Consider the following 24,489-nt stretch of genomic DNA (forward strand, 5'->3'; position numbering starts at 1 on the left):
GAACCTCTTCGCTGAGTTCGATCGAGCGGTCACAGGATTGTCGGTGAGAAGTGCGTCGAACTTTCGAAGCGCTTCAACACTGAGACGGTATACTACGACCGTGACGTTGTCCACGCGCCGCGATGATGCGACTCCTCAGGCCCCTTCCGAGGCTCTCCACGTCCTGCGCGCCCCGTCGCCCGCGTCGCGGTGGCTCGAGGCGTACCCGGTCGGCAACGGGGCGCGGGGCGCGATGTGCGCGGGGCTCGCCGGCGGCGAACGGCTGTGGCTGAACGACATGACGGCCTGGTCCGGCAACGCCGGCGCGGATCCGCTCGAGGGTGTCGCCGGCCGCGGGCCGGAAACGCTGGCGGCGGTGCGCACGGCCATCGACGCCGGCGACATCGGCACCGCCGAAGAGCTTCTGCAGCGTATGCAGGCGCCGTGGGCGCAGGCCTACCTCCCGCTGGGCTGGGTCGCGCACCACAACTCGGACGCCTGGGCGTTCGCCGCCCCCGTGGGCGCCGGTCACGGCGACCCGGCGTGGGCGAACTGGTCGCTCGGGGGCGTGTGGCTCGCGCTGCACCTGTGGGAGCACTACGCGTTCGGCCGGGATCGCTCGTACCTGCGCGACGAGGCCTGGCCGGTGCTGGCATCGACCGCGGAGTTCGCGCGGTCGTGGATCCAGACCGACGGCGAGCGCGCCTGGACGAGCCCGTCCACATCGCCCGAGAACCACTACCTCGACGACGAAGGGCGCGAGCGCGGCGTCGCCGTCTCGGCGACCATGGACGTCGCCCTGCTGCGCGAACTCGCCGCGGTCTGCCGCGCGGCCGCAGGCGCGCTCGACCTCGACGAGCCGTGGATCTCGGAGCTCGCCCAGCTCACCGGCGCCCTCCCCGATCCCCGGGTCTCGGCGCGCGGCGACCTGCTCGAGTGGGATCGCGAGCGCGCCGAGGCTGAGCCGCTCCACCGCCACCTCTCGCACCTCGTCGGCCTCTTCCCGCTGGCGCAGATCACCCCGGAGGCGACGCCCGGCCTCGCGCGCGCGGCATCCGAGTCCATCCGTCTGCGCGGTCCGGAGTCGACGGGCTGGGCACTCGCATGGCGCGCCGCCATGCAGGCCCGCCTGGGCGACGGCGCGGCAGTGCACGCGCACCTGCGGCTCGCGCTGCGTCCGGCGGAGGAGAACTCGGACGCGCACCGCGGAGGCGTCTATCCGAACCTCTTCAGCGCCCACCCGCCGTACCAGATCGACGGCAACCTCGGCCTGACCGCGGCCATCGCCGAGGCCCTCGTGCAGTCGTTCGACGACCATCCCGCGTCGGGCGCCGAACCGGCCCGCATCACGCTGCGACTGCTGCCTGCGCTGCCCCCGGAGTGGCCGGACGGCCGGGTGCGCGGCATACGTTCCCGTGGGGACGTATCGGTCGACGTCGAGTGGGCCGAGGGAGAACTCGTGCGGGCGCGTCTTCGGGCGGGCACGCGAGCGGTCACAATGAGTGTGCACGGGCCGGACGGTTCGATCGGAACATACGAGCTCGCACCCGGAACCACGCGGGTGATCGAACGAGGAGAGCGGGGGATCTCATGGTGACGATCGCGGACGTCGCGCAGAAGGCAGGCGTGTCGATCTCGACGGTGTCGTACGTCATGAGCGGCAAGCGGGCCATCTCGCAGGAGACGCGGGACCGCGTCGAGAAGGCGATCGACAGCCTCGGATTCAGCCCGCACGCGGGCGCGCGCTCGCTGGCGTCCCGCTCGACGAACGTCATCGGCCTGCAGGCGCCGCTGCGCACGGGCGTCGACGTGCACGTCGTGATGCAGATCGTCACGGGTGTCGTCACACAGGCGCGAAAGCACGGTTACGACATCCTGCTGCTCGCCAGCGACGACTCCAAGGCGCTGCAGCGCGCGGCGAAGGGGTCGATGGTCGACGCGCTGCTGGTGATGGACGTCGAGTCCGACGACCCGCGCATCGACACGCTGTCGGGGCTCGGGCATCCGAGCGTCCTCATCGGCCTGCCCGCGGGTCGCCGCGCGATCCCCTGCGTCGACTTCGATTTCGAGGCCGCGGGCTGGCTCGCCGTCGACAGGCTCGTCGCGCTCGGGCATCGCCGGCTCGCCCTCATCGGCTCACCGCCGGAGGTGATGGCACGCCACACCGCGTACGCCGAACGCCTGGCGCGCGGCTTCGTCGCGGCGTGCGAGGCGAACGGGGTTCACGGCACGGTGCACGCGTGCCCGAGCACGGCCGAGTCCATCGCCACGGTCGACGGCGTCATGACGGAGGACCCGCGCATCACGGGCTTCTTCGTGCACAACGAGGGCGCACTCCCCCATGTCGCGACGACGATCGCCCAGCGCGGACGTCAGCGGGGCGACGAGCCCGCCATCGTTGCGCTGTGCCCAGACGACGTGGCGCGCTCGGTACCGGGGCTCGCCGACAGCATCGCGGTGCCTGCCGAGGCGATCGGCGCGGCGGCGACCGACATGCTCTGCGAGATCCTGGCGAGCGGCGCCAAGCCCGCCGTGCGGCTGCTGCCGCCGGCGCTGACCGGAGCACCCGCGGCGCGGTGACCACCGCATGAGGATCGACCCCGACAGCCGTGCGCTCGGCGGTTTCTCGACCTTCCTGACGTTCGTCGGGCTCAACCTGCTCTACATCGTCGTGTGTCTGCCGATCGTGACGATCGGCGCCGCGACGAGCGCGCTGTACGAGGTGACGATCCGCTACTCCGACGACGAGAGCGGACGCCCCCTCAATGACTTCTTCCCCGCGTTCCGCGCGAACTTCGGCCGCGCGACGGCGCTGATGCTCTGCCTGCTGCTTCCCGCGGTGCTGCTCGGCTTCTCGAGCGTGTTCTGGTTCTCGCATCCGGCCCTGTTCGCGGGAGTGGCCGGGGCGCTGGCCGTGATCGGCGCCGTCTACCTCTTCGCCGCGTTCCTGTTCGCGATGGCGCAGGTCGCGTATTTCAAGAACAGTGTGCGCCAGACCCTCAAGAACGCCCTGCTGCTGCCCGCCGCCCAGCCGGTGCGCACCCTGGGCGCGCTCGTGATCCCCGTGACCGCGGTCGTCCTGACGATCCTGTTCCCGCCCGTCGCGATCCTCGTGGCGACGATCGGCTTCTCCGTCGGCGCCTACGCCACGGCCTTCATCTTCCGCAGCGTCTTCACGCGCCACTCGGCCTGACCCGCGCCGCCCTTTGCGGGTGACGGATGCCCCGGCCCCGCAGCATCCGTGATCCTCAACTGAGGACGAGACCCGAGCTGCGGACACACCCCGACGCCAGGCCCCTCATCTCGGCTCATCACCTCAAATGAGGATGGAACCCGAGGAACGGATCCCCGGCCCCGCAGCATCCGTGATCCTCAACTGAGGACGAGACCCGAGCTGCGGACACACCCCGACGCCAGGCCCCTCCTCTCGGCCCATCACCTCAAATGAGGATGGAACCCGAGGAACGGATCCCGGCCCCGCAGCATCCGTGATCCTCAACTGAGGACGAGAGCCGAGCTGCGGACACACCCCGACGCCAGGCCCCTCCTCTCGGCCCATCACCTCAAATGAGGGCGCCCGCGAGGAGGACGCGCGAACAGCGAGGACGAAGGGGCTCGGGATGCTGCGTCCCGAGCCCCTTCGCTTCGTACCGGTGTGTGCTAGTCGCCGAACTCCTCAGCCACGGCGACGCGTGCGTCGTTCTGGGACTTCGCGTTGCTCATGTCGAAGTCGAGCACCTTCTCGTAGCCCAGGCCGTTCGCGGTCTCGATGAGCTCGTCGCGGAGCGACTCGAACTGCGCCTCGTTCGAGGCGAACACCATCTGCCACGAGTACTGCTTGATGATCTCCTTGACCTGGTTGCGCAGGGTCTCGATCTCGGAGTCGTCGGCCGGCGCCGCGTAGCTCGCGCCCGGGGCGACCAGCACCTGGTCGTTGGTCTGGAGGTACTCCATGGTGGAGGTCGCGTCGCCCATCTTCGCCGACCAGTCGACCGTCAGCGGGTTGGCGATCGAGGCCTGGTAGGTCGGCCAGAAGGTGTAGCTGTACGGCAGGCTCGTCTCCGGGTCTGTGTCGATGGGAAGCACCGCGCTGAGGTTCAGCGCCGACACACCATCGGCGTACTCGCCGCCGCCCCACTCCTCGGGCACGGTACCGCTGCCCTGGAGGAACACCTCGTTGCCGAAGTCGGTGAGCTCGGGCTCACCGGCGTCGTTGACGTCCCACGTGAGGCCCTTCGGGCCCGCGGACGCCCCGGTCTGGCTGCTGTTTGCGTACGCACCCTCAGGAGAGTAGAGCCAGTCGATGAAGGCCGCGATGCGCTCGGGGTCCTCGGCCTTCGAGCCGATCGCGAACACCTGCTTGCCTCCGTACGCTTCGGCGCCGTACGAGAAGATGTTCTGATCCGCCAGCGGCGCCATCTCGAAGCCCTTGCCGGCGGCCATGTTCTCCTCGGTGTTGAAGGCGGACTGGCCCAGCCACGGCCACCACGAGAACAGCACCTGGCCGTTCTGGAACTTCGAGAAGAGCGTGTCGTAGTTCTGCGTCGTCGACTCGGGGTCGACGAGGCCGAGCTGGTTGGCGTCGAAGTAGAGCTTCAGGTTGCGGATGTACTCGCCGTCGGGGTCGAGGATGCTCTGGTAATCCGAGCCGTCGGCCTTGGCCAGCACGAAGCCGATCTCGTCGTAGCCGTAGAAGCAGGCGGGCTGCTTGGCCGTGACCATCATGTTGCCGTCCCAGTCCTTGAACAGCGAGAAGGCGTAGGTGGGCTGGCCGTTGTCGGCGGTGGGGTGCGCGGCCTGCATGTCGGCGAGCACCGGCAGGAGGTCTTCGAGGGTGCCGATCTCGGGGTAGCCGAGCTCCTTGTAGTAGTCCCACCGCACATAAGGGCCGAAGGTGGGGTTCAGGCCCTCCGACGGTTCGGTCGGCTGCAGCGACGACACCATGGACGGGAAGCCGTAGACACCGTCCTTGCCGTCGTTGAGATGCTCGACCGCAGCGTCGAACTTCGCGAGGTTGTCCATCGCGCCGTAGTAGTTCGCGGAGTCCTCGACCAGGCCGCCCTCGATGAGCTCGTCGAGCTTCTCGCCCTTGTCGGTGACGATCAGGTCGCCGAGGTCGCCGGCAGCGACGCGGGTGTTGTAGAGGGTGTCACCGCCGCCCGCGACGTTCGGGGCGATGATGTTCAGCTTCATGTTGAACTTGTCTTCGACGATCTTGGCGAACCAGCCCTGCTGGACGCCCATGTAGTTCGCGAGACCGTCGAACACGTCGATCGTGATCTGCTGGTCCCATTTCTCGGGGAACTGGTCGATCGCGCCCTGGTCGTCGCCGCCCGCGCTGCAGGAGGCGAGCGAGCCCGCGGCGAGGAGCGCCACGAGAGCCAGGGACACCTTCTTTCGAAGCGTCATTGCTTTCCTTTCTCGGTGGTTCGTGGCCGTCGTCAGCCCTTGACGGCGCCCAGCATGATGCCCTTCACGAAGAAGCGCTGAAACAGCGGATAGATGAAGATGATCGGCAGGACGACGAGCACCGAGACGGTCATGCGAATCGAGGTCGGCGTCTGCTCGGTGGCGAGCCCTGCGATCTGGCCGATGTTGCCGCCGGCGTTCTGCGCCGCCTGAGCGAGGCTCGACGCCTGGTTGATGAACATGTAGAGCAGGTACTGGAGCGTGTACAGGCTCTGGTCGGTGATGTAGATCAGGGTGTCCTGGAAGCTGTTCCATTGCGTCACCGCGCTGAAGATCGCGATGGTCGCGAGGATGGGCGTCATGTTGGGCAGATAGACCCGGAAGAAGACCTGCAGGATGTTGGCGCCGTCGACCTCGGCCGCTTCCTGCAGCTCCTTCGGCATCGACTCGACGTAGGTCTTCGCGAGGATGACGTTGAACGGCTGCACGACGAACGGCAGCACATACACCCAGAAGTTGTTGGTGAGACCCAGCGTCTTCATGATGATGAACACCGGGATCAAGCCCGCGCTGAAGTACATCGTGATGATGAGGAAGCGGTACCAGAACTTGCGACCCCACATGCGGGTCTGCGTGAACATGAACCCGAGGAACGCCGATGCCAGCACGGTGAGCGCCGTGCCGATGACGGTGCGGCCGATGCTGACCACGGTCGCCATCGGCAGTCCTGGCAGCTGGAAGACCTGCGCGTAATTGGACAGGTGGAACCCGACCGGCCACAGACGCACATCGCCGAGCGCCGAGATGTCGTTGGCGCTGACGGAGTTGATGATCAGGTAGTAGAAGGGGTACGCGCAGATCAGCGCGAAGAGGAAGAACAGCGCGTAGTTCGCGATGCGGAAGACCACGTCGCCGAGCGTCCCGCGGTAGCGGGCCGAGCTGTCGCCCCTGTGCGTCGTGGTGAGGGTCTTGGTCATCGTCGTGGTCATGTCGTGGCCTCTCAGACGATCGATTCGCCGCGGACGCGCTGGGAGACCGCATTGACGGTGAGCAGCAGGGCGACCGAGATGAGGCTCTTGAGCATTCCGATCGCGGTGGCCATCGACAGGCTGTTGCCCGTCATGCCGATGTTGTAGACGTACAGGTCGAGCACCTGGATCCACTGCTTGTTGAAGGCGTTCTGGAAGACGTAGTACTGCTCCATCCCGTTGTTCAGGATGTTCGCGATCGACAGCAGCAGCAGCACGAGGTACGTGGGCATCAGCTGCGGGATCGTGATGTACCGCATCAGCTGGAAGCGGCCGGCGCCGTCGATGCGGGCCGACTCGTACAGCGACTGGTCGATGCCCGCGATCGCGGCGAGGTAGATGATGGCGCCCCAGCCGAGGCCCTTCCAGATGCTCCAGAGCGTCATGGTGATCCAGACGTTCTGGTCGGTGTCGAGGAACTTGATCGGCGCCGTGATGAGCCCGGCGTCGGTCAGGACGTCGTTGACCAGGCCCGAACTCGAGAACAGCGAGAACGCGATCATGTAGACGAGCACCCACGAGATGAAGTTCGGGAGGGCCGTGAGCGTCTGAACGGAGTTGCGGAACCACGGCGCCTTGATCTCGTTGAGGAGGATCGCGAAGAAGAGCGGCAGGACGGATGTCGCGATCCCGAGGAAGCTGATCGCGAGGGTGTTGAGCAGCACCTGGCCGATCTGCGTCATCTGGGTGGGTGAGGAGACCAGCATCTGGAACCACTGCAGGCCGACGAAGTCGCTGCCCTCCAGGCCGAGTGCAGGCTTGTAGTCGTAGAGGGAGTAGATCCAGCCGTACAGGGGGAGGTAGGAGAAGAGGAACGCGAGGACCAGGAACGGGACGATGCAGAGGAACAGCGTGAACGACGTCCGGCTGCCCGCGGGGCGTCGTCTGCGGCCGCGGCCCTTCTTCGCGTTCTGATCCAGGTTGTGGACCGCCGCTTCCTGGAAGACGACCTGCGACTGCGCTTGAGTGGTCATCGCAGCGTGCCCTGATGCGTGGCTTCCGCCGAGGGGGCCGCCGGGTGAGCATGCCGTTCCATGTCACTCCTTCGTGTACGTGGCTGCCGCTCCGTCGAGGGGCGGGATCCGAGGTTCGACCATCGAACCGCTTCGATTTCGAACCGCTTCGATTGAAGAGTAGGCCGCCGTGCGCCGTTCGTCAAATGTCCCCTCGTGACGCCGAGGTGACGACGGCGAACGCTCCTCGGCCGCTCCCCCGCGTCGGAAGGCGCCTACCATTGTCGGATCGACATCGGGGCGAGGCCGCGTCGAGGTGCGCATCCTTCCGCTGCGCCGCGACACCGGCGTGCATCTGACGCTCGACGACGCCCGCATCGGCCCGCGCGCCCTGTGGCGCGAGATCCGCCGACACGAGCACGACAGGAAGACGAGACAGCGATGACGTTGCGCAAGACTGCCACTCCGCCCATGGGGTGGAACAGCTGGGACTCCTACGGGACGACGGTGACCGAGGCCGAGGTGCTCGCCAATGCCGAGTTCCTGGCCGCGCACCTGCTCCGCCACGGGTGGGACACGATCGTGGTCGACATCGACTGGGCCGACCCCACCGCCCGCGCGCACGGCTACAACGAGTCCGCCCCGCTGGTGATCGACGAGTACGGGCGCGTGCAGCCCGATCCGGTGCGGTTCCCTTCCGCGTCCGGCGGAGCCGGATTCGGGCCGCTCGCCGCACGCATCCACGGGCTGGGCCTGAAGTTCGGCATCCACATCATGCGCGGCATCCCGAGGATCGCGGTCGATCGCGACCTGCCCGTGCGGGGCGCGGAGGCGACCGCCGCCGACATCGCCGACCCGGCGAACGCCTGCGAGTGGAACCCGCACTACGTCGGCCTGGACCACCGCGCGCCCGGCGCGGCGGCCTACTACCGTTCGCTCGCCGACCAGTACGCGCACTGGGGCGTCGACTTCATCAAGGCCGACGACATGCTGTGGCCCTACCAGGCTGCCGAGATCGAAGCCCTCTCCGCCGCGATCGAGGCGGCGCCGCGACAGATCGCGCTGTCGCTGTCGCCCGGCCGCGACCTGTCGGCCGCACACCTCGAGCACCTTCGCGCCCACGCCACGATGTGGCGCATCTGCGACGACCTGTGGGATCGGTGGGACGACGTCGAGGCGAACTTCGCCCGTCTCGCGCGCTGGGCGCCGCTGGCCGGACCGGACGGCTGGCCCGACGCCGACATGCTCCCGCTCGGCCGCATCGGCATCCGTGCCGAGCGCGGCGAGCCCCGCGAGGGCGCGCTCACCCTCGCGGAGCGCCGGACCCTCGTGACCCTGTGGGTCATGGCCCGCTCTCCGCTGATGATCGGCGGCGACCTGCCCGCCAGCGCACCCGAGACGATCGCCCTGTTCACCAACGACGACGTGCTCGAGATCCTCCGCGACTCCACCGGCAACCGCGAGCTGCTGCGCGAGCACGACCTCGTGGTCTGGACCGCCGAGCGCGACGACACCCGCTGGGTCGCCGTCTTCAACACCGCCGATCACGCACGCGAAGTGCCGTTCGACACCCGCTCCCTCGGCCTCGGACCGGCACCGGCCGCCGTCACCGACCTCTGGGACGCGGCATCCGTTCCCGTCGAAGCCGTCCATGAGCAGTCGAATGCCGCCCGCAGCGTCGCCCCCGGCAGCTCCGTTGTGCGGATCACCCTCGAGCCACACGGCTGCAAGCTGCTGCGCGCCTGATACAGCGCGTGACCGGATGCTGCCGGGAAAGCGCTTGCGCAGCATCCGGTCGCATGGCACACTGTTGGAAAGCGTTTACCCATCGGTCCGATCCCCGAAGCCGGATCCCGGGTGCCCACAGCCTTCCGAGCAGAAAGCAGGACCTCATGACCGACACGACTCTCGCCCCGGCATCAGCCGAGGCGTCCGCCCGTCCCACCGTGCGTGAGATCGGCATCATCATGAACGGCGTCTCGGGCCGGATGGGCTACCGCCAGCACCTGGTGCGCTCGATCCTCGCGATCCGAGAGCAGGGCGGCATCGAGCTCACCGACGGCACCAAGGTCACGGTGAAGCCGCTCCTCGTCGGCCGCAGCGAGGCCAAGCTCGCCGAGCTCGCCGCGAAGCACGGCATCGAGGACTACACGACCGACCTCGACGCCGCCCTGGCGGACCCCCGCTGGGAGATCTACGCCGACTTCCTCGTCACCAAGGCCCGCGCATCGGCGCTGCGCAAGGCGATCGCCGCCGGCAAGACCATCTACACCGAGAAGCCCACGGCGGAGACGGTCGACGAGGCCCTCGAGCTCGCGAAGCTCGCGCAAGAGGCCGGCGTCAAGACCGGCGTCGTGCACGACAAGCTGTATCTGCCGGGCCTGCAGAAGCTCAAGCGCCTCATCGACTCCGGCTTCTTCGGGCGCATCCTGTCGGTGCGCGGCGAGTTCGGCTACTGGGTCTTCGAGGGCGACTGGCAGCCCGCCCAGCGCCCGTCGTGGAACTACCGCGCCGAAGACGGCGGCGGCATCATCGTCGATATGTTCCCGCACTGGAACTACGTGCTCGAGAACCTGTTCGGCGAGGTCAAGACCGTCTACGCGCAGGCCGCCGTGCACATCGCCGACCGCTGGGACGAGAAGGGCGAGCACTACACCGCCACCGCCGAGGACGCCGCGTACGGCATCTTCGAGCTCGAGGGCGACATCGTCGCGCAGATCAACTCGTCGTGGACCGTGCGCGTGAACCGCGACGAGCTCGTCGAGTTCCACGTGGACGGCACGCAGGGCTCCGCCGTGGTGGGCCTCTTCGGCGCGAAGATCCAGCACCGCAACGCCACCCCGAAGCCGGTGTGGAACCCCGACCTGGCCGACGGCCACGACTACGACGCCGACTGGGCCGAGGTTCCCACGAACGACGTCTTCCAGAACGGCTTCCGTCAGCAGTGGGAGGAGTTCCTCGTCTCCTACGTCGAGGGCACCGACTACGAGTTCGACCTGCTGTCGGGCGCGCGCGGCGTGCTGCTCGCCGAGGCCGGCCTGCAGTCGAGCCGCGAGGGCCGCAAGGTCGAACTGCCCACGCTGTCGCTGGACTGATCAGAATGCCCACGCTCACACTTCTCGCAGGCGACGGCGCGCTCTCGGCCGCCGAGCTGAACGAGCCCCCTGGCTATCTCAAGCCCGGGGGACCGCTCCAGAGCCGCGTGGCGTACGCCGCCGCACACGTCGTGCCGAAGACCTGGGCCGACAACACCCCGGGTCGACCCGCCGAGGTCGACTGGGACGCGACCCTGGACTTCCGTCGCGCCGTGTACTCGTGGGGTCTCGGCGTTGCCGACGCCATGGACACCGCCCAGCGCAACATGGGTCTCGACGCCGCCGCGACCCGCGACCTCATCGCGCGGTCGGCCGAGGTCGCCCGCGAGGAGGGCGGCTCGGTCGTCGTCGGGGTCAACACCGACCACGTCGAAGCCGAGCGCATCTCCATCGACGAGGTCATCAGCGCCTACAAGGAGCAGCTGCACTTCACCGAGGAGCAGGGCGCCGGCCCCGTGCTGATGGCGTCGCGCCACCTGGCGCGCGTCGCCGAATCAGCCGACGACTACCGCCGCGTCTACCGCGAGGTGCTGCAGTCGGCGACCGTGCCTGTCGTGCTGCACTGGCTCGGCGCGGCGTTCGATCCGGCGCTCGAGGGCTACTTCGGCTCCCCCGACTGGCGCGAGGCATCGGCGGTGCTGTTGGAGATCATCGAGGAGAACGTCGACAAGGTCGCGGGCGTCAAGATGAGCCTGCTCGACGCCGCGTCCGAGGTCTCGGTGCGCGAGCGCCTGCCCGAGGGTGTGCGCATGTTCACCGGCGACGACTTCAACTACGTCGGCCTCATCGGGGGTCAGGACGTGCCCGAGGCGACCCAGCCGGAGCGCAGCGTCGAGAGCCCGCGTCAGCACTCCGACGCCCTGCTGGGCGCCTTCGCGGCCATCACGCCGGTGGCGTCGGCGGCGATCCAGGCGCTCGACGCCGGCGACCCCGCACGGTACCTCGAGATCCTCGGCCCGACCGAAGAGCTCAGCCGCCAGGTGTTCGCCGCGCCGACGTACTACTACAAGACCGGCGTCGCGTTCCTGTCGTGGCTGAACGGCCACCAGCCGGCGTTCCAGATGGTCGGGGGCCTGCACTCGGCGCGGAGCCTTCCGCACCTCTCGCGCATCGTCGAGCTCGCGAACGCGTCGTTCGCCTTCGAGCGTCCGGAGCTCGCGGCGATCCGCTGGCACGGGATGCTGCGCCACAACGGGATCGATGTTCCGGGGGTGATCGCGTGACCGCGGATCCGCGCCTTTCGATCAATCAGGCCACCATCAAATACGCCGACCTCGCGACCGCGCTGCGCGTGACCGCCGAGGCGGGCGTGCAGGCGATCGGCCTGTGGCGCGAGCCGGTGCAGGAGGTGGGTCTCGCAACAGCCGCCTCGATGCTCGCCGACTCGGGTCTGCGCTTCACGACGCACTGCCGCTCGGGCTTCTTCACGATGCCCGAAGGCCCGGCACGCCGCGCATCGATCGACGACAATCGCGTCGCGATCGAGGAGGCCGCGACGCTGGCGGCCGCGGGCGCCGACGGCTCGACTGCGGTCCTCGTGCTGGTGGCCGGCGGGCTGCCCGACGGCTCCCGCGACCTGGTCGGCGCGCGCGAGCGCGTGCGCGACGCCATCGGCGAGCTGGCACCGGATGCAGCGGCCGCGGGCGTGACGCTCGCCATCGAGCCGCTGCATCCGATGTACGCGTCCGACCGGTGCGTCGTCACGACGCTCGGGCAGGCGCTCGACATCGCCGCCGACTTCGACCCGGCCGTCGTGGGCGCCACCGTGGACACGTTCCACATCTGGTGGGACCCGGACGTGCTGTCGTCGATCGAGCGCGCGGGCCGCGAGGGCCGCATCGCGACGTACCAGGTGTGCGACTGGAAGACCCCGCTGGCCGCCGACCCGCTGCTGAGCCGCCACTACCCGGGCGACGGCGTCATCGACTTCGCGTCGCTGACCCGCGCCGCCGAGGCGACCGGCTACGACCGCGACATCGAGGTCGAGATCTTCAACGCGGAGATCTGGGCGACCGACCCGCTCGTCGCCGTGCAGCGCACGGCCGCCGGGTTCGCAGCATCCGTCTCGCCCCACCTCCGCGCCCGCGTCGCCGGCTGACGACGGGTCCAGCTCGAAGCGCCCGCGGGGTTCTTGGCCCCCGCGGGCGCTTCGTCTTCGCGGGCCCGGGCCGAGGTTGCCCAGCGGCCGGAGGCCGCGGACAGCAAACGCACCTCGCGCAGCCGCAGCGTCACCGCCCCCGCGGCATCGGTTCCTCAACTGGGGAAAACCAGAGGGAAATCGCTTGCCAATCTATCGCCGGAACCGGACACAGGCTCTAGACTCTGGCCTGTGAGCGACATGATCGCGCCTACCCGAGGCGCCGCCACCCTCCACGATGTCGCGCGCGAGGCTGGGGTCTCGCTCGCGACCGCGTCGCGGGTGCTCAACGGCTCGACGCGAAAGGTCGCCGAGAGCTACCGCGAGCGCGTCGAGACCGCAGCCGAGAAGCTCGGCTACACGGCCAATCTCTCCGCCCAGGCCACCGCGCGAGGCACCGCCGCCATCGTCGCACTCCTGGTCGCCGACATCGCCGACCCCTATTTCGGCCAGCTCGCCTCCGGCGTCGCGCGCGGCGCCGACGAGGCCGGCCTCGTCGTCACGATCGCGATCACCGAGCGCGATCCGCAGCGCGAGGTCAGACTGGTGCGGGCCCTCCGCGGACAACGGCCCCGCGGCCTCATCCTCGCGGCCTCCCGCGTGGAAGGCCCCGACGCCGCCGGCCTCCAGGGCGAGCTCGAAGCGTTCTCGAACATGGGCGGCCGCGTCGTCGTCGTCGGTCCCGGCGGGGGCCCCGCGCGTTCGGTCGCAATCGACAACCGCGGCGGTGCGGCGGCGCTCGGCAGCCGGCTCGCGGGCCTCGGCTATCGGGACGCGATCGTGCTCGCGGCATCCGAGGGGATCCGCACCTCCGACGACCGCGTCCAGGGCTTCAGCGAGGGCTTCGCAGATGCGGGCGGGACGGTGCGCGAGGTCCGTCGCGCCGGGTTCACCCGCGACGCCGGTTACGTGGCCGCGTCGGAGCTGCTCGAGGGCGACGTACCGGCCGGCACCCTGATCTTCGGCATCAGCGACGTCGTCGCCATCGGCATCATGTCGGCCGTGCGCGACGCCGGACGCCAGGTCGGCGCCGACATCGCGGTCGCCGGCTTCGACGACATCGCTACGGGTCGCGACATCCGACCCGGTCTGACGACCGTGCGCGTGCCCCTCGAGGATCTCGGCTACCACGCTCTGCACGCGGCGACCGACCCGGAATGGGAGGCCGAGCCGCAGCTCCCGCTCGAGGTGATCCTGCGCGGGAGCACTCCGCCGCGCAGCTGACCGGGCGGTCGTCCAGCGAGGCGGGGAGCCGCCGGCCGGGCAGATTCGGGGGTGAGGAAACGCCTCAGGGCAGGCTGAGCGCGCCGAGACCGAGGGAGTCACACGGATGCCTCGCCCTCCCGCGCCGACCGATCGACGCGCGTCACCATCGCCGACGTCGCCGCCCGGGCGGGGGTGTCGCTCTCGACGGTGTCCCGCGCGCTGAACGGCAACCCCACGGTGGATCCCGCTCTCACCGAGCGCGTGAAGGAGGCCGCCGCCGAGCTCGACTGCACCCCGAGCCCCGTCGCGCGCAGCCTCGTGCTCGGACGGACGCAGACCGTGGCGGTGGTCGTTCCCGACCTCGGCAACCCGACGTTCCAGGCGATCCTGCGCGGGCTCAGCCCGGCCGCCGCGGCCGTGCCTGCGTCGGAGCTCGGCATGCAGGCGTGGGCACGCCTGCGCGAGCTGCTCGAGGGCACCGAGCCGGGGCATCCGCTGACCGTCCTCCCCGAGCTGACCATCCGCGGCACGACGGGCCCTGCGCCCTCCTGAGCCCACTGTTGCGGGAGTACGCGCGGCGGGACAATGAGCGCAAATGGACCCCGCCGTGATGGAGCTGGAGATCGGGCCCGGACCCGAGCCGGGCTCGTACGTCGCGCGCGTGCTGCGATCGGTCGGCGGGGGCGAGCCGACCGAGACCTTCCACCTCGATCTCGATGAGCTCGTGGATCGGCGGCCGCTGCTCGAGGCCAGCGTGCTGTCGTCGGCGGTGTCGACCCGACGGGTGATGTCCGACACCGAAGCGGTGCTGCAGGACGTCGGCCGCCGACTTTTCGATGCGGCGTTCGCGGGGAGCGTGGGCACGGCGTACCGCACGAGCCTCGCCGTCGCCTCGGAGCGGGGGCTCAGCGTGCAGGTCTCCCTGCGCCTCACGGCGCCCGGACTCGCCGCACTGCCGTGGGAGGCGCTGTACGACGCCGACACCGACCGCTACCTCTGCCGCAAGGAGCCGCTCGTCCGGAACGTGCCGGCTGCCCACACGCCCGTCCTCCGGATCGCGCCGCCCCTCCGGGTTCTCGGCATGATCTCGTCGCCGCGCGGTCTTCCGATGCTCGATGTGGAGGTGGAGCGCGAGCGACTCGAGCAGGCTCTCGGGCCGCACATCGAAGACGGGCGCGTCGAGCTGAGCTGGCTCGAGGACCTCACGTGGGACGGCCTGCACGCGAAGCTGCTCGAGGGATCGTGGCACGTGCTGCACTTCATCGGTCACGGCGCGTACGACACGGCGACCGACGAAGGTGTTCTGGCATTCGTGGGTCGCGACGGCCGGGCGGACCATGTGTCGGCGTCGGCATTCGCGGACCTGCTCGACGAAGCCGAGCCGACCCCCCGCCTCGTGGTGCTCAATTCCTGCCAGTCCGGCACCGGCGGACCGACGGATCTGTTCTCGGGAACCGCCGCCGCACTGGCGCGCAGCGGCATACACGCCGTCGCGGCCATGCAGTTCTCGATCAGCGACGACGCCGCGCTCGCCTTCTCGCGGGGGTTCTACACGGCGCTCGCCCACAACCGCGGCATCGATGAGGCCGTCCGCAGCGGCCGGATCGGCATCCTCGGCGCAGGTCGCGGAACCCTCGAATGGGTCACTCCCGTGCTCTACCTCCGCGGGGACGCCCAACTGTTCGATCTGGGATCGGTGCCGACGGACCACAGCGCCGAGCCGCGTTCGCCCGCTCCCGCCGACGCGACCGGTCGCCCCCCGGGCGCCGCTCCCCCGCGCACGCAGGCGGCGTCCGCACGGACATCGACCGACGCGTCGGTGCCGGGATCGCGGGCCCCCACCCCCGCCGGGGAACGCGCGACGCGTCGGCCGACGTGGCGGCGCTGGGCGCTCGCGGGCGGGGCGGCGGTGGTCGCGATCGGCGCCGTCGTCACCGCTCTCCTCCTGATTCCGTTCGGCCCCGACCCGGGCGGAGCCGGCGGGTCAGGCGATCAGCCGAGCACCGCCGAGCTCGCCGTCCCTCTCGACGTCGACTGGGTCGACGTCGGGCTCTACTGCACCCTCGGCGACGAGTTCGTGATCGAGGTGAGCGGGCGCGGCTGGCTCGACGAGACGGCCGACTCGCAGATCGGCCCGGACGGCCTGCCCGCCGAAGAGCGGCCCGAGGCCCGCGTCCTCCCCGACGCCAACACGGGGTCGGTCATCGGAAGGCTCGACACGACACCGGAGCGGTTCCCCGTCGGGACCGGCACCACCTACGTGTGTCCGGCGCAGGGTGGCCTGATGCTCGGAATCAACGACACCGACCTCGAGAACAACAGCGGCGAGTTCGGCGCTGTCGTGACGCTGAATCAGTAGGGAGGGTGGGCATGGTCGCGAATCTGGTGGAGTTCCCGTTGGGCGATGGCGGGTCGGTGGTGGTCGCCTCCGGCGGGCCGGGCGGTGGTCAGGACCCGTATGGGCCGGTCCTGCGCGGGCGCGTCTCCGAGGCCGTGGTCACTCAGGCGAGCGAGTCGTTCGAGACGGTGGTGCAGCGGGTCCAGCCCGCGGCGGCCGCCGTCCTCGATGCGGCCCGCTCGGGCCCGCACCCGCCGAGCGAGGTCACCGTCGAGTTCGGGATCGCGATGTCGGCGGACCTCGGCGCCGTGATCGCGTCGACGGCGGTGCAGGCGAACTTCAAAGTCACCATCACCTGGCAGCGCGACACGTCGCACTGAACCGCGCCTGGACGCGGCGGCGCGGGGCGGCCCTTCTCCCACCGGTCGTTGAGCGAACGAGCGCTGCATTGCCCGCAGCCGAAACGACTGAGCCGAAGAGACAGTTCAGCCGCGAGCGAGCTCGCGCGCCAGCCGCGCCCCTGCCTCCTCGAGCCACCGCGCGGTGTCGGCCATCGCGGCCTCGCCGGAGCCTGCGAGCTCGGTGAGCGAGGCCGTCGCGGCGAAGCCCGAGGTGTCGGCATCCGCCGCGATGCGGCCTGCGACCAGCGCCACCGGCACGTCGGCGGCCGCGGCCACAGCGCCGACGTGCGCGGGCACCTTGCCCGCCGCGGACTGGCCGTCGTACGACCCTTCGCCGGTGACGACGACGGATGCTGCGGCCACTGCCGCGTCGAGTCCCACGAGCTCCGCGACCGCCGCTGAGCCCGGCACCAGCCGCGCGCCCCACACCAGTAGGCCGAACCCGGTACCACCGGCGGCGCCGGCCCCCGCGGCCTCGGGGTCGGCGTCGACCAGCGCGGCGAGTCGCGCGAGGCCGGCGTCGAGCACCGCGATGTCCTCGTGGCCGGCGCCCTTCTGCGGGCCGAAGATCGCCGCAGCTCCCCGGGGTCCGAGGAGGGGGTTGGTCACATCGCTCAGCACCGTCACGCCACCGGACGGAAGAGGGGAGAGTCCCGACACGTCGGCCGCCGTCAGCGTGCCGAGACCGCGTGCGCCGCCGGCGACCGGCCGGGCCGCAGCATCCGTGAATCGGGCGCCGAGCGCCGTCAGCATGCCGGTGCCGCCGTCCGTCGACGAGCTCGAGCCGATCCCGAGCACGAGGCACGACACCCCGTGCGCGAGCGCATCGGCGATCGCCTCGCCGAAGCCGCGCGTGTGCGCATCGAAGGCGCGGAGGCGCGGCGGCGTGCCGAGCAGCTCGATGCCGCTCGTGTTCGCGAGTTCGACGACGGCGGTGCCGTGGGGTGCGTCGGGCGTCGCCGGCAGCAGCACCCACGACGCCTCGACGGGTGCGTCCTCGGGACCGGTGACCGTCACCGGCATGCGCCGGGCACCCGGTACGGCGGCCGCGAAGGCGTCGACCGTGCCCTCGCCGCCGTCGGCCATGGGCATCAGTCGGAGTTCGCCGTCAGGGCGCTGGCGGCGCCAGCCTGCGGCGAGCGCCTCGGCGGCTGCCGCCGCGCCGATCGTTCCTTTGAACGAATCGGGCGCGATCACGACGGTATGGGCCATGGCGTCATTCTCCTCGGGCGGGCGAGTTCTCGTCGTCTCCGGCTCGTTCCTTACGGGAAAGCGTTATCCTGCAGAGTATGTTATCCATGGACCACCTGCCAGCCGAGCCCAATCCACCCCGTGCGGTGATCGCCAGCGGCACCGGCCGGTATGCCGACCCGTGGCATCCGTTCCCCGCCACGTCGGCCCGCATCGCGGACGCTCTGCGCGCCGACGGGTGGGAGGTCACGGTCGATGGTGACGTCGATCGCGCGCTCGCGCACCTCGACGGGTTCGACCTGCTCGTCGTGAACGCCGGCGATCCGTGGCGCGACGGCGCGACCGAGATCGGCCATCGCTCCGACCCCGCCGCCGACGCGGGCCTGCGGGCGGCGATCGCCCGCGGAATCGGGCTCGTCGCGGTGCACGCCGCGCTCTCGAGCCTGCGCGACCACCCGGCCTGGCGCGCGGCCATCGGCGGCGAATGGCAGCCGGGATTCTCGTGGCACCCGCCGGTCGGACACGCGCGGGTGAGGGTCGTCGACGGTGAACATCCGGTGAGCGAAGGGATGCCGCCCCTCGACGTCTTCGACGAGCGCTACAGCGACCTGGTGGTCGACGCGGGCGCGCGCGTCCTCGCGGTGCACGATGTCGACGGCGCCGAGCACGCCGCGGTGTGGGTGCGGGAGCATCCGACGCGCGCCGTGGCCTCCGCGCTCGGCCACGACGAACGCTCGTACGACTCCCCCGCGCACGTGACTCTGCTGCAGCGCGCTGCGCGCTGGGCGGCGCGCACCTGAGGCAGCGCGCACCGCCCGGCGAGCGTGCGATCGCGGTCGGGAACGGGGCATCCGTCCGACCGGGCAGAATGGATGCGGCGCCGCCCGGCGTACCCGCCCCCACCTGAATCCGGAGTGACATGTCCTGGCTCGTGACCGGAGGTGCCGGCTACATCGGCGCCCACATCGTCCGTGCGCTCGCAGACGCGGGCCTGAACTCTGTCGTCATCGACGACCTCTCGAGCGGGCACGCGTCGTTCGTGCCCGAGAGCGTCCCCCTCGTGCGGGGCTCCATCCTCGACGGCGAGCTCGTCGAGCGCACGCTCCGCGAGCACCGCATCGAGGGCGTCATCCACCTCGCCGGGTTCAAGTACGCGGGCGTGTCGGTGCAGCGCCCGCTGCACACCTACGCGCAGAACGTCGAGGGCACGTGCGCCCTCCTCGCCGCGATGCAGGCGGCGGAGGTCTCGAACCTCGTCTTCTCGTCGTCGGCCGCCGTGTACGGCACACCCGACGTGCCGCTCGTCACCGAGGACCTGCCCAAGCGCCCCGCCTCGCCCTACGGGGAGTCGAAGCTGATCGGCGAGTGGATCATCCGCGACCAGGCGATCGCGACCGCCGAATCGGACCACGCCCTTCGCTACACCGCCCTGCGCTACTTCAACGTGGTGGGCTCGGGCGACCCGTCGGTGTACGACACCAGCCCGCACAACCTCTTCCCCCTCGTGTTCGAGGCCCTGCTCGCGGGTAAGACGCCGCGCATCAACGGCGACGACTACGACACCCCCGATGGCACGAACGTGCGCGACTACGTGCACGTGGCCGACATCGCCGCGGCCCATGTCGCGGCCGCTCAGCGCCTGCTCGCGAACCGCCCGATCGAGCCCGCCTACAACCTCGGCTCGCAGAACGGCCTGAGCGTTCGCGAGATCATGGACGCGATGGCCCGCGTCACGGGCATCGACTTCACGCCCGAGATCGCCCCCCGACGCCCCGGCGACCCCGACCGCATCGTCGCGACCGGCGAGCTCGCGGCGCGCGACCTGGACTGGAAGAACCGCTACACCGTCGACGAGATGGTCCGCACCGGCTGGGAGGCCCGCCGGGCCGCCGGCTGAGGCATCCGTCCCACCCCCGAGCGGTTCCGGATTCGGACGTTCGCACCGTTCCGGACGCGGCGGCGCCACTGAGTCCGCACACACAGGCAGAGTCCGGATCTCGGATCCGCCGATCCGGCGATCCGGCGATCCGCCCCCAGAGCGGGGTCTTCTCAGCGTGCGGGCCCGGTGCTCTCGCGGACGACGAGGCGTGTCGGCACGGTCTCGAACGCCGCGGGCGCGCCGGCCTCGATGCCGTCGATGAGCGCCGCGACCGCGCGGGAGCCGAGCGCGTCGAAGTCCTGCCGCACGGTGGTGAGGGGCGGGCGGTAGTCCGCGGCATCCGCCACGTCGTCGAAGCCGACCACACTGACGTCGCCCGGCACCGCGCGGCCTGACTCCGCGACGGCGCGGAGCACCCCCAGCGCCATCTGATCGTTGGCGGCGAAGACAGCGGTCGCGCCCGGTCCGAGAAGAGCGGATGCTGCGGCGAAGCCCGACGCGGAGGTCCAGTCACCGCGCACCACGGGCGGCACCGCGGCGTGGGCGGCCCCCAGAGCGTCGCGCCATCCGCGCTCGCGCTCCGCCGCGGCGAACGAGCCCTCGGGGCCGGACAGGTGCTGGACGGTCGCGTGCCCGAGCCCGAGCAGGTGCTCGACCGCTGACCTCGCGCCTGCCGCGTGATCGGTCTCGACCACGCCGAAACGGTCGTCACGCGGAGAGTCGACGACCACGAGGCGCAGCCCGGGGGCGCCGACGTCGGCACCGCGCACCCGCGCTGTGGCCTCGTTCAGCACGATCGCGCCATCCACGCCCTGCTCGACCAGCCGCTCGAAGGCCGCGGCCACGTCGCCCGCCGCGCCGAGCGTCACGACCGTGAGCGCGTAGCCGCGGGCGGCCGCGGCATCCGCCACCGCCTGCAGCATGCGGGAGTTGCCCACCGAAGCGAGGGTCGACACCACGAGCCCGATGGTCTGGGTGCGGCCGGTGCGCAGAGCGCGCGCGGCGCGATGCGGACGATAGCCGAGTTCCCTCATCACCGCCTCGACGCGGGCCCGCGTCTCGGGGTCGACACGGGGGCTGGCGTTGACCACCCGCGACACGGTCTGGCCCGAGACGCCCGCGCGCTCCGCGACGTCCGCCATCGACACGCGTCTTGCCGTCATCCCCACCCCGATCCGCCGGAGCCGTCGACGTGAGGTCGGCTTGCGGCATCCGTGTTGACGATAACATAGCCGACTTGCTATCGTGTTGACGTGAACACGCCCCCAGACGACACCGTGGTGTCCGCCCGCGATCTGCCCGCCGAGACCCTCGGCGCCGGCGTCGTGAAGCGCCCGACCCGCCTCGCCGACGGGCGCGAGCTGATCTATTACGACGACCCCGGCACGACGCTCGGCGCCGAACGCGCCCTCGACGCGCGCGACCTCGCACCCCGGCCCGAGACCGCGACCATGAGGCGCGACGTGCTGACGGGCGACTGGGTGTCGATCGCAGCGGCCCGCCAGAACCGCGCGTTCCTCCCGCCGGCGCACCTCGATCCGCTCGCCCCGCAGACGCCTTCGAATCCGTCGGAGATCCCGTCGCTGTACGACGTGGCGGTGTTCGAGAACAAGTCGCCGTCTTTCGGCCCCGCTCTCACGGTCGCCCACGGCGACGCACCCGCGGGGATCGACGCGGCGCGCGATCTCGAGGACCTCGCCGCCCCCGGCCTCGGCCGAACCCGCACGAGCGTCGGCCGATGCGAGGTCGTGTGCTTCAGCCCCGAGCACTCCGGCTCGTTCGGATCGCTGTCGGCCACCCGTGCCCGCACCGTGATCGAGGCGTGGGCCGACCGCACCGCCGCGCTCTCGGCGCTGCCCGGCATCGAGCAGGTCTTCCCGTTCGAGAATCGCGGCGAGGCGATCGGCGTCACGCTGCCCCACCCGCACGGCCAGATCTACGCCTACCCGTACATCACGCCGCGCACGACGAGCCTGCTCGCGTCGATCGATCGCGAGGATCCGGACCTGTTCGGGCGCATCCTCGACTTCGAGCGCGCCGGTGAGCGCGTGATCCTCGAGGGCGAGCACTGGACGGCGTTCGTGCCGTTCGCAGCGCGCTGGCCGATCGAGATCCACCTGCTGCCGCACCGCCACGTCGCGGACTTCGCCGAGACGACGGCGGCCGAACGCGACGAGCTGGCGCCCCTGTACCTGCGGCTGCTCCGCGGCGTGGACGCGCTCTACGACTCCCCCACGCCGTACATCGCCGCATGGCACCAGGCGCCGGTGCACCGTGGCCGCGACACCGCGCGCCTGCACCTGCAGCTCACGTCGCCCCGCCGCGCGGCCGACAAGCTCAAGTTCCTCGCCGGATCCGAGGCCGCCATGGGTGCCTGGATCGGCGACATCCCGCCCGAGACGGCAGCGGCGAAGCTGCGCGACGCCGTCGCATCCATCCCCGAGGAGACCCTGTGACCGCCACCGACATCCGTACCGCCGCCATCGCGCGTGCGCTCTTCGCCGCCCGGTTCGGCGCCGACGCCACCGGCACGTGGTCTGCGCCCGGACGCGTGAACCTGATCGGCGAGCACACCGACTACAACGACGGCTTCGTGCTGCCGTTCGCGATCCAGCACCGCACCCATGCCGCCCTCGCCCCGCGCGCCGACGGCGTCTTCCGCGTGCGCGTGGCCTCGACGTTCGACGACGCGACCGTCGAGGTCGCCCTCGACGAGCTCGACGCGCTCTTCCCCGAGCAGCGTGACGACGTCCCCGAGTGGGCGCGCTACCCCCTGGGAGTCGCGTGGGCGCTGCTCGCGGCATCCGGAACCGATCCGTCCGCGGTGTCGGGGGTCGATCTCGCCTTCGCGTCGGACGTCCCGGTGGGCGCCGGATTGTCGTCGTCCGCCGCGATCGAGGGCGCGACCGCCGTCGCCCTCGCCGACATCTGGGGAATCGATCTCGACCGCATCGCGCTGGCGAAGGTCGGCCGTCGCGCCGAGAACGAGGCCGTCGGCGCGCCCACGGGCATCATGGACCAGATGGCGTCGCTCCTCGGCCGGGCTGACGCGGCCATATTCCTGGACTGCCGGTCACTCGACGCTCAGGTCGTCGACCTCGGCTTCGCGGACGCGGGCCTCGAGCTCGTCGTCATCGACACCGGCGTGAAGCATTCCCACGCCACCGGCGGCTACGGCGAGCGCCGGGCGGCCTGTGAGAGGGGAGCTGCGGCGCTGGGCGTACCGGCGCTGCGCGACGTGAGCGTCGACGACCTCCCGCGCCTCGCGGAGCTCGTGGACGAGGTCACCTTCCGCCGCGTCCGCCATGTCGTCACCGAGAATCAGCGCGTGCTCGACACGGTGCGCACCCTCCGCGAGGAGGGGCCCCGCGCGATCGGCGGCCTCCTCGTCGCCTCGCACGTGTCGATGCGCGACGACTTCGAGATCTCGGTCCCCGAGCTCGACACCGCGGTCGAGGCCGCGCTGTCGGCCGGCGCAGTGGGCGCCCGCATGACAGGCGGCGGCTTCGGCGGCGCCGCGATCGCACTCGTCGCGCATGATCTCGTGCCGGCGGTGACAGATGCCGCCACCGCCGCCTTCGCGGCCGCCGGCTTCGCGGCTCCCACCATCTTCACGGTGACTCCGTCCGCGGGAGCAGCGCGCGACTGACGTTCTCGCACCTGCCTCGCTCGCGGGTCCGCGCCGTCCGACTGCGGGCGCCTCAGTGCCCTTCGCCGACGTCGAAGACCCCGAGCGGGGCTGAACGCCGCGTGAACGCTCGTGCCGCGCGCGGCAGGCCACTGGCGATGACGGATGCCGCGGCCTAGCGTCGTACGCAGGGTCGCGGCATCCGCCCGCGATCCGGAAGGAGCGATCGTGGCGTACATCACCGTCGGGACCGAGAACTCGGTGGACATCGACCTCTACTACACCGACCAGGGCCCGTCGGATGCCCAGCCGGTCGTGCTGATCCACGGCTTCCCCCTCGACGGCGAGTCGTGGGGCAAGCAGCAGGCCGCGCTGCTCGACGCCGGCTACCGCGTGATCGCATACGACCGCCGCGGCTTCGGGCAGTCGAGCAAGGTGGGCTCCGGGTACGACTACGACACGTTCGCCGGTGATCTCCACGCCCTGATCGAAGACCTCGACCTCCACGACGTGGTGCTCGTGGGCTTCTCGATGGGCACCGGCGAGATCGCCCGCTACCTTTCGCGCTACGGCAGCGGCCGCGTGGCGAAGGCGGCGTTCCTCGGATCGCTCGAGCCGTTCCTGCTGATCACGGACGACAACCCCGACGGCGCCGGGCCGCAGGAGTTCTTCGACGGGATCGCGCAGTCGGTGCGCGACGACCGCTATGCCTTCATCGCCGGGTTCTACAAGGACTTCTACAACCTCGACGACAACCTCGGCTCCCGCATCTCGCAGGAGGCGGTCGATGCGAGCGTGCAGGTCGCGACGTACGCCGGCAACACCGCGCTCGCCGCGGCGCCGCTGACGTGGCCCACGGACTTCCGCGCCGACATCCCCGCCGTCGACGTGCCCGCACTCATCCTCCACGGGACCGCCGACAACATCCTCCCCATCGACAAGACGGCCCGCCGCTTCAAGGACCTGCTCCCCGACGCCACGTACGTCGAGATCGAGGGTGCGCCGCACGGCCTGCTGTGGACGCACGGCGCCGAGGTCAACGAGGCGCTGCTCGCCTTCCTGCACAGCTGAGACCCATCCCCGGACCGCGAGAGTACAGCGGCACGGGGCGACGGGTCACGGCATCCGCTCCGGCCACCTCGACGTCTTGCGTCACAACGCGGATGTCGCCGCTCTCGTTCACCCCTTCGCCCGGCTGTCCATCGACGCAGCCGAGCCCGAGCACCCCGCCCACGGGTCCCTTCG

At 70.7% G+C, this 24,489-nt stretch carries 20 protein-coding genes and 1 pseudogene; 16 read left to right on the top strand and 5 right to left on the bottom strand.

The window, feature by feature from the left end:
- Positions 1-100: 100 nt before the first annotated feature.
- Genes MRBLWH3_RS01615 through MRBLWH3_RS01625 form a run of 3 tightly spaced genes read left to right on the top strand, consistent with a single transcriptional unit; the run spans position 101 to position 3,172 of the window.
- Positions 101-1,576 (top strand): glycosyl hydrolase family 95 catalytic domain-containing protein, encoded by a 1,476-nt coding sequence (locus tag MRBLWH3_RS01615; protein WP_363428060.1) that lies wholly within the window; start codon positions 101-103, stop codon positions 1,574-1,576.
- Entirely contained in the window at positions 1,570-2,559 is a 990-nt protein-coding gene (locus MRBLWH3_RS01620; protein WP_363428062.1) for a LacI family DNA-binding transcriptional regulator, read from the top strand. Before MRBLWH3_RS01615 ends, MRBLWH3_RS01620 begins: the two co-directional genes overlap by 7 nt.
- 7 nt (positions 2,560-2,566) lie before the next feature.
- Entirely contained in the window at positions 2,567-3,172 is a 606-nt protein-coding gene (locus MRBLWH3_RS01625) for a YesL family protein (RefSeq protein ID WP_363428064.1), read from the top strand.
- Positions 3,173-3,639: 467 nt separating this feature from the next.
- Here the strand turns inward: MRBLWH3_RS01625 and MRBLWH3_RS01630 are convergent, their stop codons facing one another.
- The 3 genes from MRBLWH3_RS01630 to MRBLWH3_RS01640 are packed head-to-tail and all read right to left on the bottom strand — an operon-like array spanning position 3,640 to position 7,390.
- A complete protein-coding gene (locus MRBLWH3_RS01630) occupies positions 3,640-5,388 on the bottom strand; it encodes an ABC transporter substrate-binding protein (RefSeq protein ID WP_363428066.1) in 1,749 nt (582 codons plus the stop codon).
- A gap of 32 nt (positions 5,389-5,420) precedes the next feature.
- The gene (locus MRBLWH3_RS01635) at positions 5,421-6,377 is read right to left on the bottom strand and encodes a carbohydrate ABC transporter permease (protein WP_363428068.1); all 957 of its coding nucleotides are present in this window, start codon (positions 6,375-6,377) and stop codon (positions 5,421-5,423) included.
- Positions 6,378-6,388: 11 nt separating this feature from the next.
- Complete coding sequence (locus tag MRBLWH3_RS01640) at positions 6,389-7,390, bottom strand: ABC transporter permease (RefSeq protein ID WP_363428070.1); 1,002 nt, start codon at positions 7,388-7,390, stop codon at positions 6,389-6,391.
- Positions 7,391-7,810: 420 nt separating this feature from the next.
- On the opposite strand from MRBLWH3_RS01640, the gene MRBLWH3_RS01645 reads away from it, so the two are divergent.
- The 8 genes and pseudogenes from MRBLWH3_RS01645 (at position 7,811) to MRBLWH3_RS01680 (ending at position 16,525) form a co-directional block, all read left to right on the top strand.
- A complete protein-coding gene (locus MRBLWH3_RS01645; protein WP_363428072.1) occupies positions 7,811-9,115 on the top strand; it encodes an alpha-galactosidase in 1,305 nt (434 codons plus the stop codon).
- A 146-nt stretch (positions 9,116-9,261) separates the two neighbouring features.
- Positions 9,262-10,464 (top strand): Gfo/Idh/MocA family protein, encoded by a 1,203-nt coding sequence (locus tag MRBLWH3_RS01650; protein WP_363428074.1) that lies wholly within the window; start codon positions 9,262-9,264, stop codon positions 10,462-10,464.
- 5 nt (positions 10,465-10,469) lie between these two features.
- Positions 10,470-11,687, top strand: coding sequence for a dihydrodipicolinate synthase family protein (locus tag MRBLWH3_RS01655; RefSeq protein ID WP_363428076.1), 1,218 nt, complete (start codon positions 10,470-10,472; stop codon positions 11,685-11,687).
- Positions 11,684-12,562, top strand: coding sequence for a sugar phosphate isomerase/epimerase family protein (locus MRBLWH3_RS01660; protein ID WP_363428078.1), 879 nt, complete (start codon positions 11,684-11,686; stop codon positions 12,560-12,562). Before MRBLWH3_RS01655 ends, MRBLWH3_RS01660 begins: the two co-directional genes overlap by 4 nt.
- Before the next feature lie 240 nt (positions 12,563-12,802).
- Positions 12,803-13,825, top strand: coding sequence for a LacI family DNA-binding transcriptional regulator (locus MRBLWH3_RS01665; RefSeq protein WP_363435204.1), 1,023 nt, complete (start codon positions 12,803-12,805; stop codon positions 13,823-13,825).
- A gap of 147 nt (positions 13,826-13,972) precedes the next feature.
- Positions 13,973-14,221 (top strand): annotated as a pseudogene (locus tag MRBLWH3_RS18430) (LacI family DNA-binding transcriptional regulator); the annotation flags it as partial.
- Positions 14,222-14,402: 181 nt separating this feature from the next.
- Positions 14,403-16,166 (top strand): CHAT domain-containing protein, encoded by a 1,764-nt coding sequence (locus MRBLWH3_RS01675; RefSeq protein ID WP_363428080.1) that lies wholly within the window; start codon positions 14,403-14,405, stop codon positions 16,164-16,166.
- A gap of 11 nt (positions 16,167-16,177) precedes the next feature.
- Positions 16,178-16,525 carry a CU044_2847 family protein gene (locus MRBLWH3_RS01680; protein ID WP_363428082.1) on the top strand — a complete coding sequence of 116 codons (348 nt, stop codon included), beginning with the start codon at positions 16,178-16,180 and terminating at the stop codon, positions 16,523-16,525.
- A 105-nt stretch (positions 16,526-16,630) separates the two neighbouring features.
- On the opposite strand, the gene MRBLWH3_RS01685 is transcribed toward MRBLWH3_RS01680, so the two are convergent.
- The gene (locus MRBLWH3_RS01685) at positions 16,631-17,758 is read right to left on the bottom strand and encodes a glycerate kinase (RefSeq protein ID WP_363428084.1); all 1,128 of its coding nucleotides are present in this window, start codon (positions 17,756-17,758) and stop codon (positions 16,631-16,633) included.
- A gap of 86 nt (positions 17,759-17,844) precedes the next feature.
- Here MRBLWH3_RS01685 and MRBLWH3_RS01690 point away from each other — a divergent pair, with 86 nt between their 5' ends.
- On the top strand, positions 17,845-18,537 hold the full coding sequence (locus tag MRBLWH3_RS01690; RefSeq protein ID WP_363428086.1) for a ThuA domain-containing protein: 693 nt from the start codon (positions 17,845-17,847) through the stop codon (positions 18,535-18,537).
- A 119-nt stretch (positions 18,538-18,656) separates the two neighbouring features.
- Entirely contained in the window at positions 18,657-19,634 is a 978-nt protein-coding gene (gene galE, locus MRBLWH3_RS01695; RefSeq protein ID WP_363428088.1) for a UDP-glucose 4-epimerase GalE, read from the top strand.
- 152 nt (positions 19,635-19,786) lie between these two features.
- Here the strand turns inward: galE and MRBLWH3_RS01700 are convergent, their stop codons facing one another.
- Entirely contained in the window at positions 19,787-20,758 is a 972-nt protein-coding gene (locus MRBLWH3_RS01700; RefSeq protein ID WP_363428090.1) for a LacI family DNA-binding transcriptional regulator, read from the bottom strand.
- 153 nt (positions 20,759-20,911) lie between these two features.
- Between MRBLWH3_RS01700 and galT the strand changes: the two genes are divergently transcribed.
- The 3 genes from galT (at position 20,912) to MRBLWH3_RS01715 (ending at position 24,315) form a co-directional block, all read left to right on the top strand.
- The gene (galT, locus tag MRBLWH3_RS01705; protein ID WP_363435210.1) at positions 20,912-22,072 is read left to right on the top strand and encodes a galactose-1-phosphate uridylyltransferase; all 1,161 of its coding nucleotides are present in this window, start codon (positions 20,912-20,914) and stop codon (positions 22,070-22,072) included.
- Positions 22,069-23,265 (top strand): galactokinase, encoded by a 1,197-nt coding sequence (gene galK / locus MRBLWH3_RS01710; RefSeq protein WP_414685253.1) that lies wholly within the window; start codon positions 22,069-22,071, stop codon positions 23,263-23,265. The genes galT and galK overlap by 4 nt, the downstream gene beginning before the upstream one ends.
- A 207-nt stretch (positions 23,266-23,472) precedes the next feature.
- Complete coding sequence (locus MRBLWH3_RS01715) at positions 23,473-24,315, top strand: alpha/beta fold hydrolase (protein WP_363428092.1); 843 nt, start codon at positions 23,473-23,475, stop codon at positions 24,313-24,315.
- The last annotated feature ends 174 nt before the right edge of the window (positions 24,316-24,489 follow it).

This window comes from Microbacterium sp. LWH3-1.2 (genome assembly GCF_040675855.1).
Lineage (GTDB): Bacteria > Actinomycetota > Actinomycetes > Actinomycetales > Microbacteriaceae > Microbacterium.

Bases quoted from the DNA above. Each gene is read 5' to 3' on its own strand.
- MRBLWH3_RS01620 (WP_363428062.1), top strand. From the start codon at position 1,570: ATGGTGACGATCGCGGACGTCGCGCAGAAGGCAGGCGTGTCGATCTCG.
- MRBLWH3_RS01625 (WP_363428064.1), top strand. From the start codon at position 2,567: ATGAGGATCGACCCCGACAGCCGTGCGCTCGGCGGTTTCTCGACCTTC.
- MRBLWH3_RS01630 (WP_363428066.1), bottom strand. From the start codon at position 5,388: ATGACGCTTCGAAAGAAGGTGTCCCTGGCTCTCGTGGCGCTCCTCGCC.
- MRBLWH3_RS01635 (WP_363428068.1), bottom strand. From the start codon at position 6,377: ATGACCACGACGATGACCAAGACCCTCACCACGACGCACAGGGGCGAC.
- MRBLWH3_RS01640 (WP_363428070.1), bottom strand. From the start codon at position 7,390: ATGACCACTCAAGCGCAGTCGCAGGTCGTCTTCCAGGAAGCGGCGGTC.
- MRBLWH3_RS01645 (WP_363428072.1), top strand. From the start codon at position 7,811: ATGACGTTGCGCAAGACTGCCACTCCGCCCATGGGGTGGAACAGCTGG.
- MRBLWH3_RS01650 (WP_363428074.1), top strand. From the start codon at position 9,262: ATGACCGACACGACTCTCGCCCCGGCATCAGCCGAGGCGTCCGCCCGT.
- MRBLWH3_RS01655 (WP_363428076.1), top strand. From the start codon at position 10,470: ATGCCCACGCTCACACTTCTCGCAGGCGACGGCGCGCTCTCGGCCGCC.
- MRBLWH3_RS01665 (WP_363435204.1), top strand. From the start codon at position 12,803: ATGATCGCGCCTACCCGAGGCGCCGCCACCCTCCACGATGTCGCGCGC.
- MRBLWH3_RS01675 (WP_363428080.1), top strand. From the start codon at position 14,403: ATGGACCCCGCCGTGATGGAGCTGGAGATCGGGCCCGGACCCGAGCCG.
- MRBLWH3_RS01680 (WP_363428082.1), top strand. From the start codon at position 16,178: ATGGTCGCGAATCTGGTGGAGTTCCCGTTGGGCGATGGCGGGTCGGTG.
- MRBLWH3_RS01685 (WP_363428084.1), bottom strand. From the start codon at position 17,758: ATGGCCCATACCGTCGTGATCGCGCCCGATTCGTTCAAAGGAACGATC.
- MRBLWH3_RS01690 (WP_363428086.1), top strand. From the start codon at position 17,845: ATGGACCACCTGCCAGCCGAGCCCAATCCACCCCGTGCGGTGATCGCC.
- galE (WP_363428088.1), top strand. From the start codon at position 18,657: ATGTCCTGGCTCGTGACCGGAGGTGCCGGCTACATCGGCGCCCACATC.
- MRBLWH3_RS01700 (WP_363428090.1), bottom strand. From the start codon at position 20,758: ATGGCGGACGTCGCGGAGCGCGCGGGCGTCTCGGGCCAGACCGTGTCG.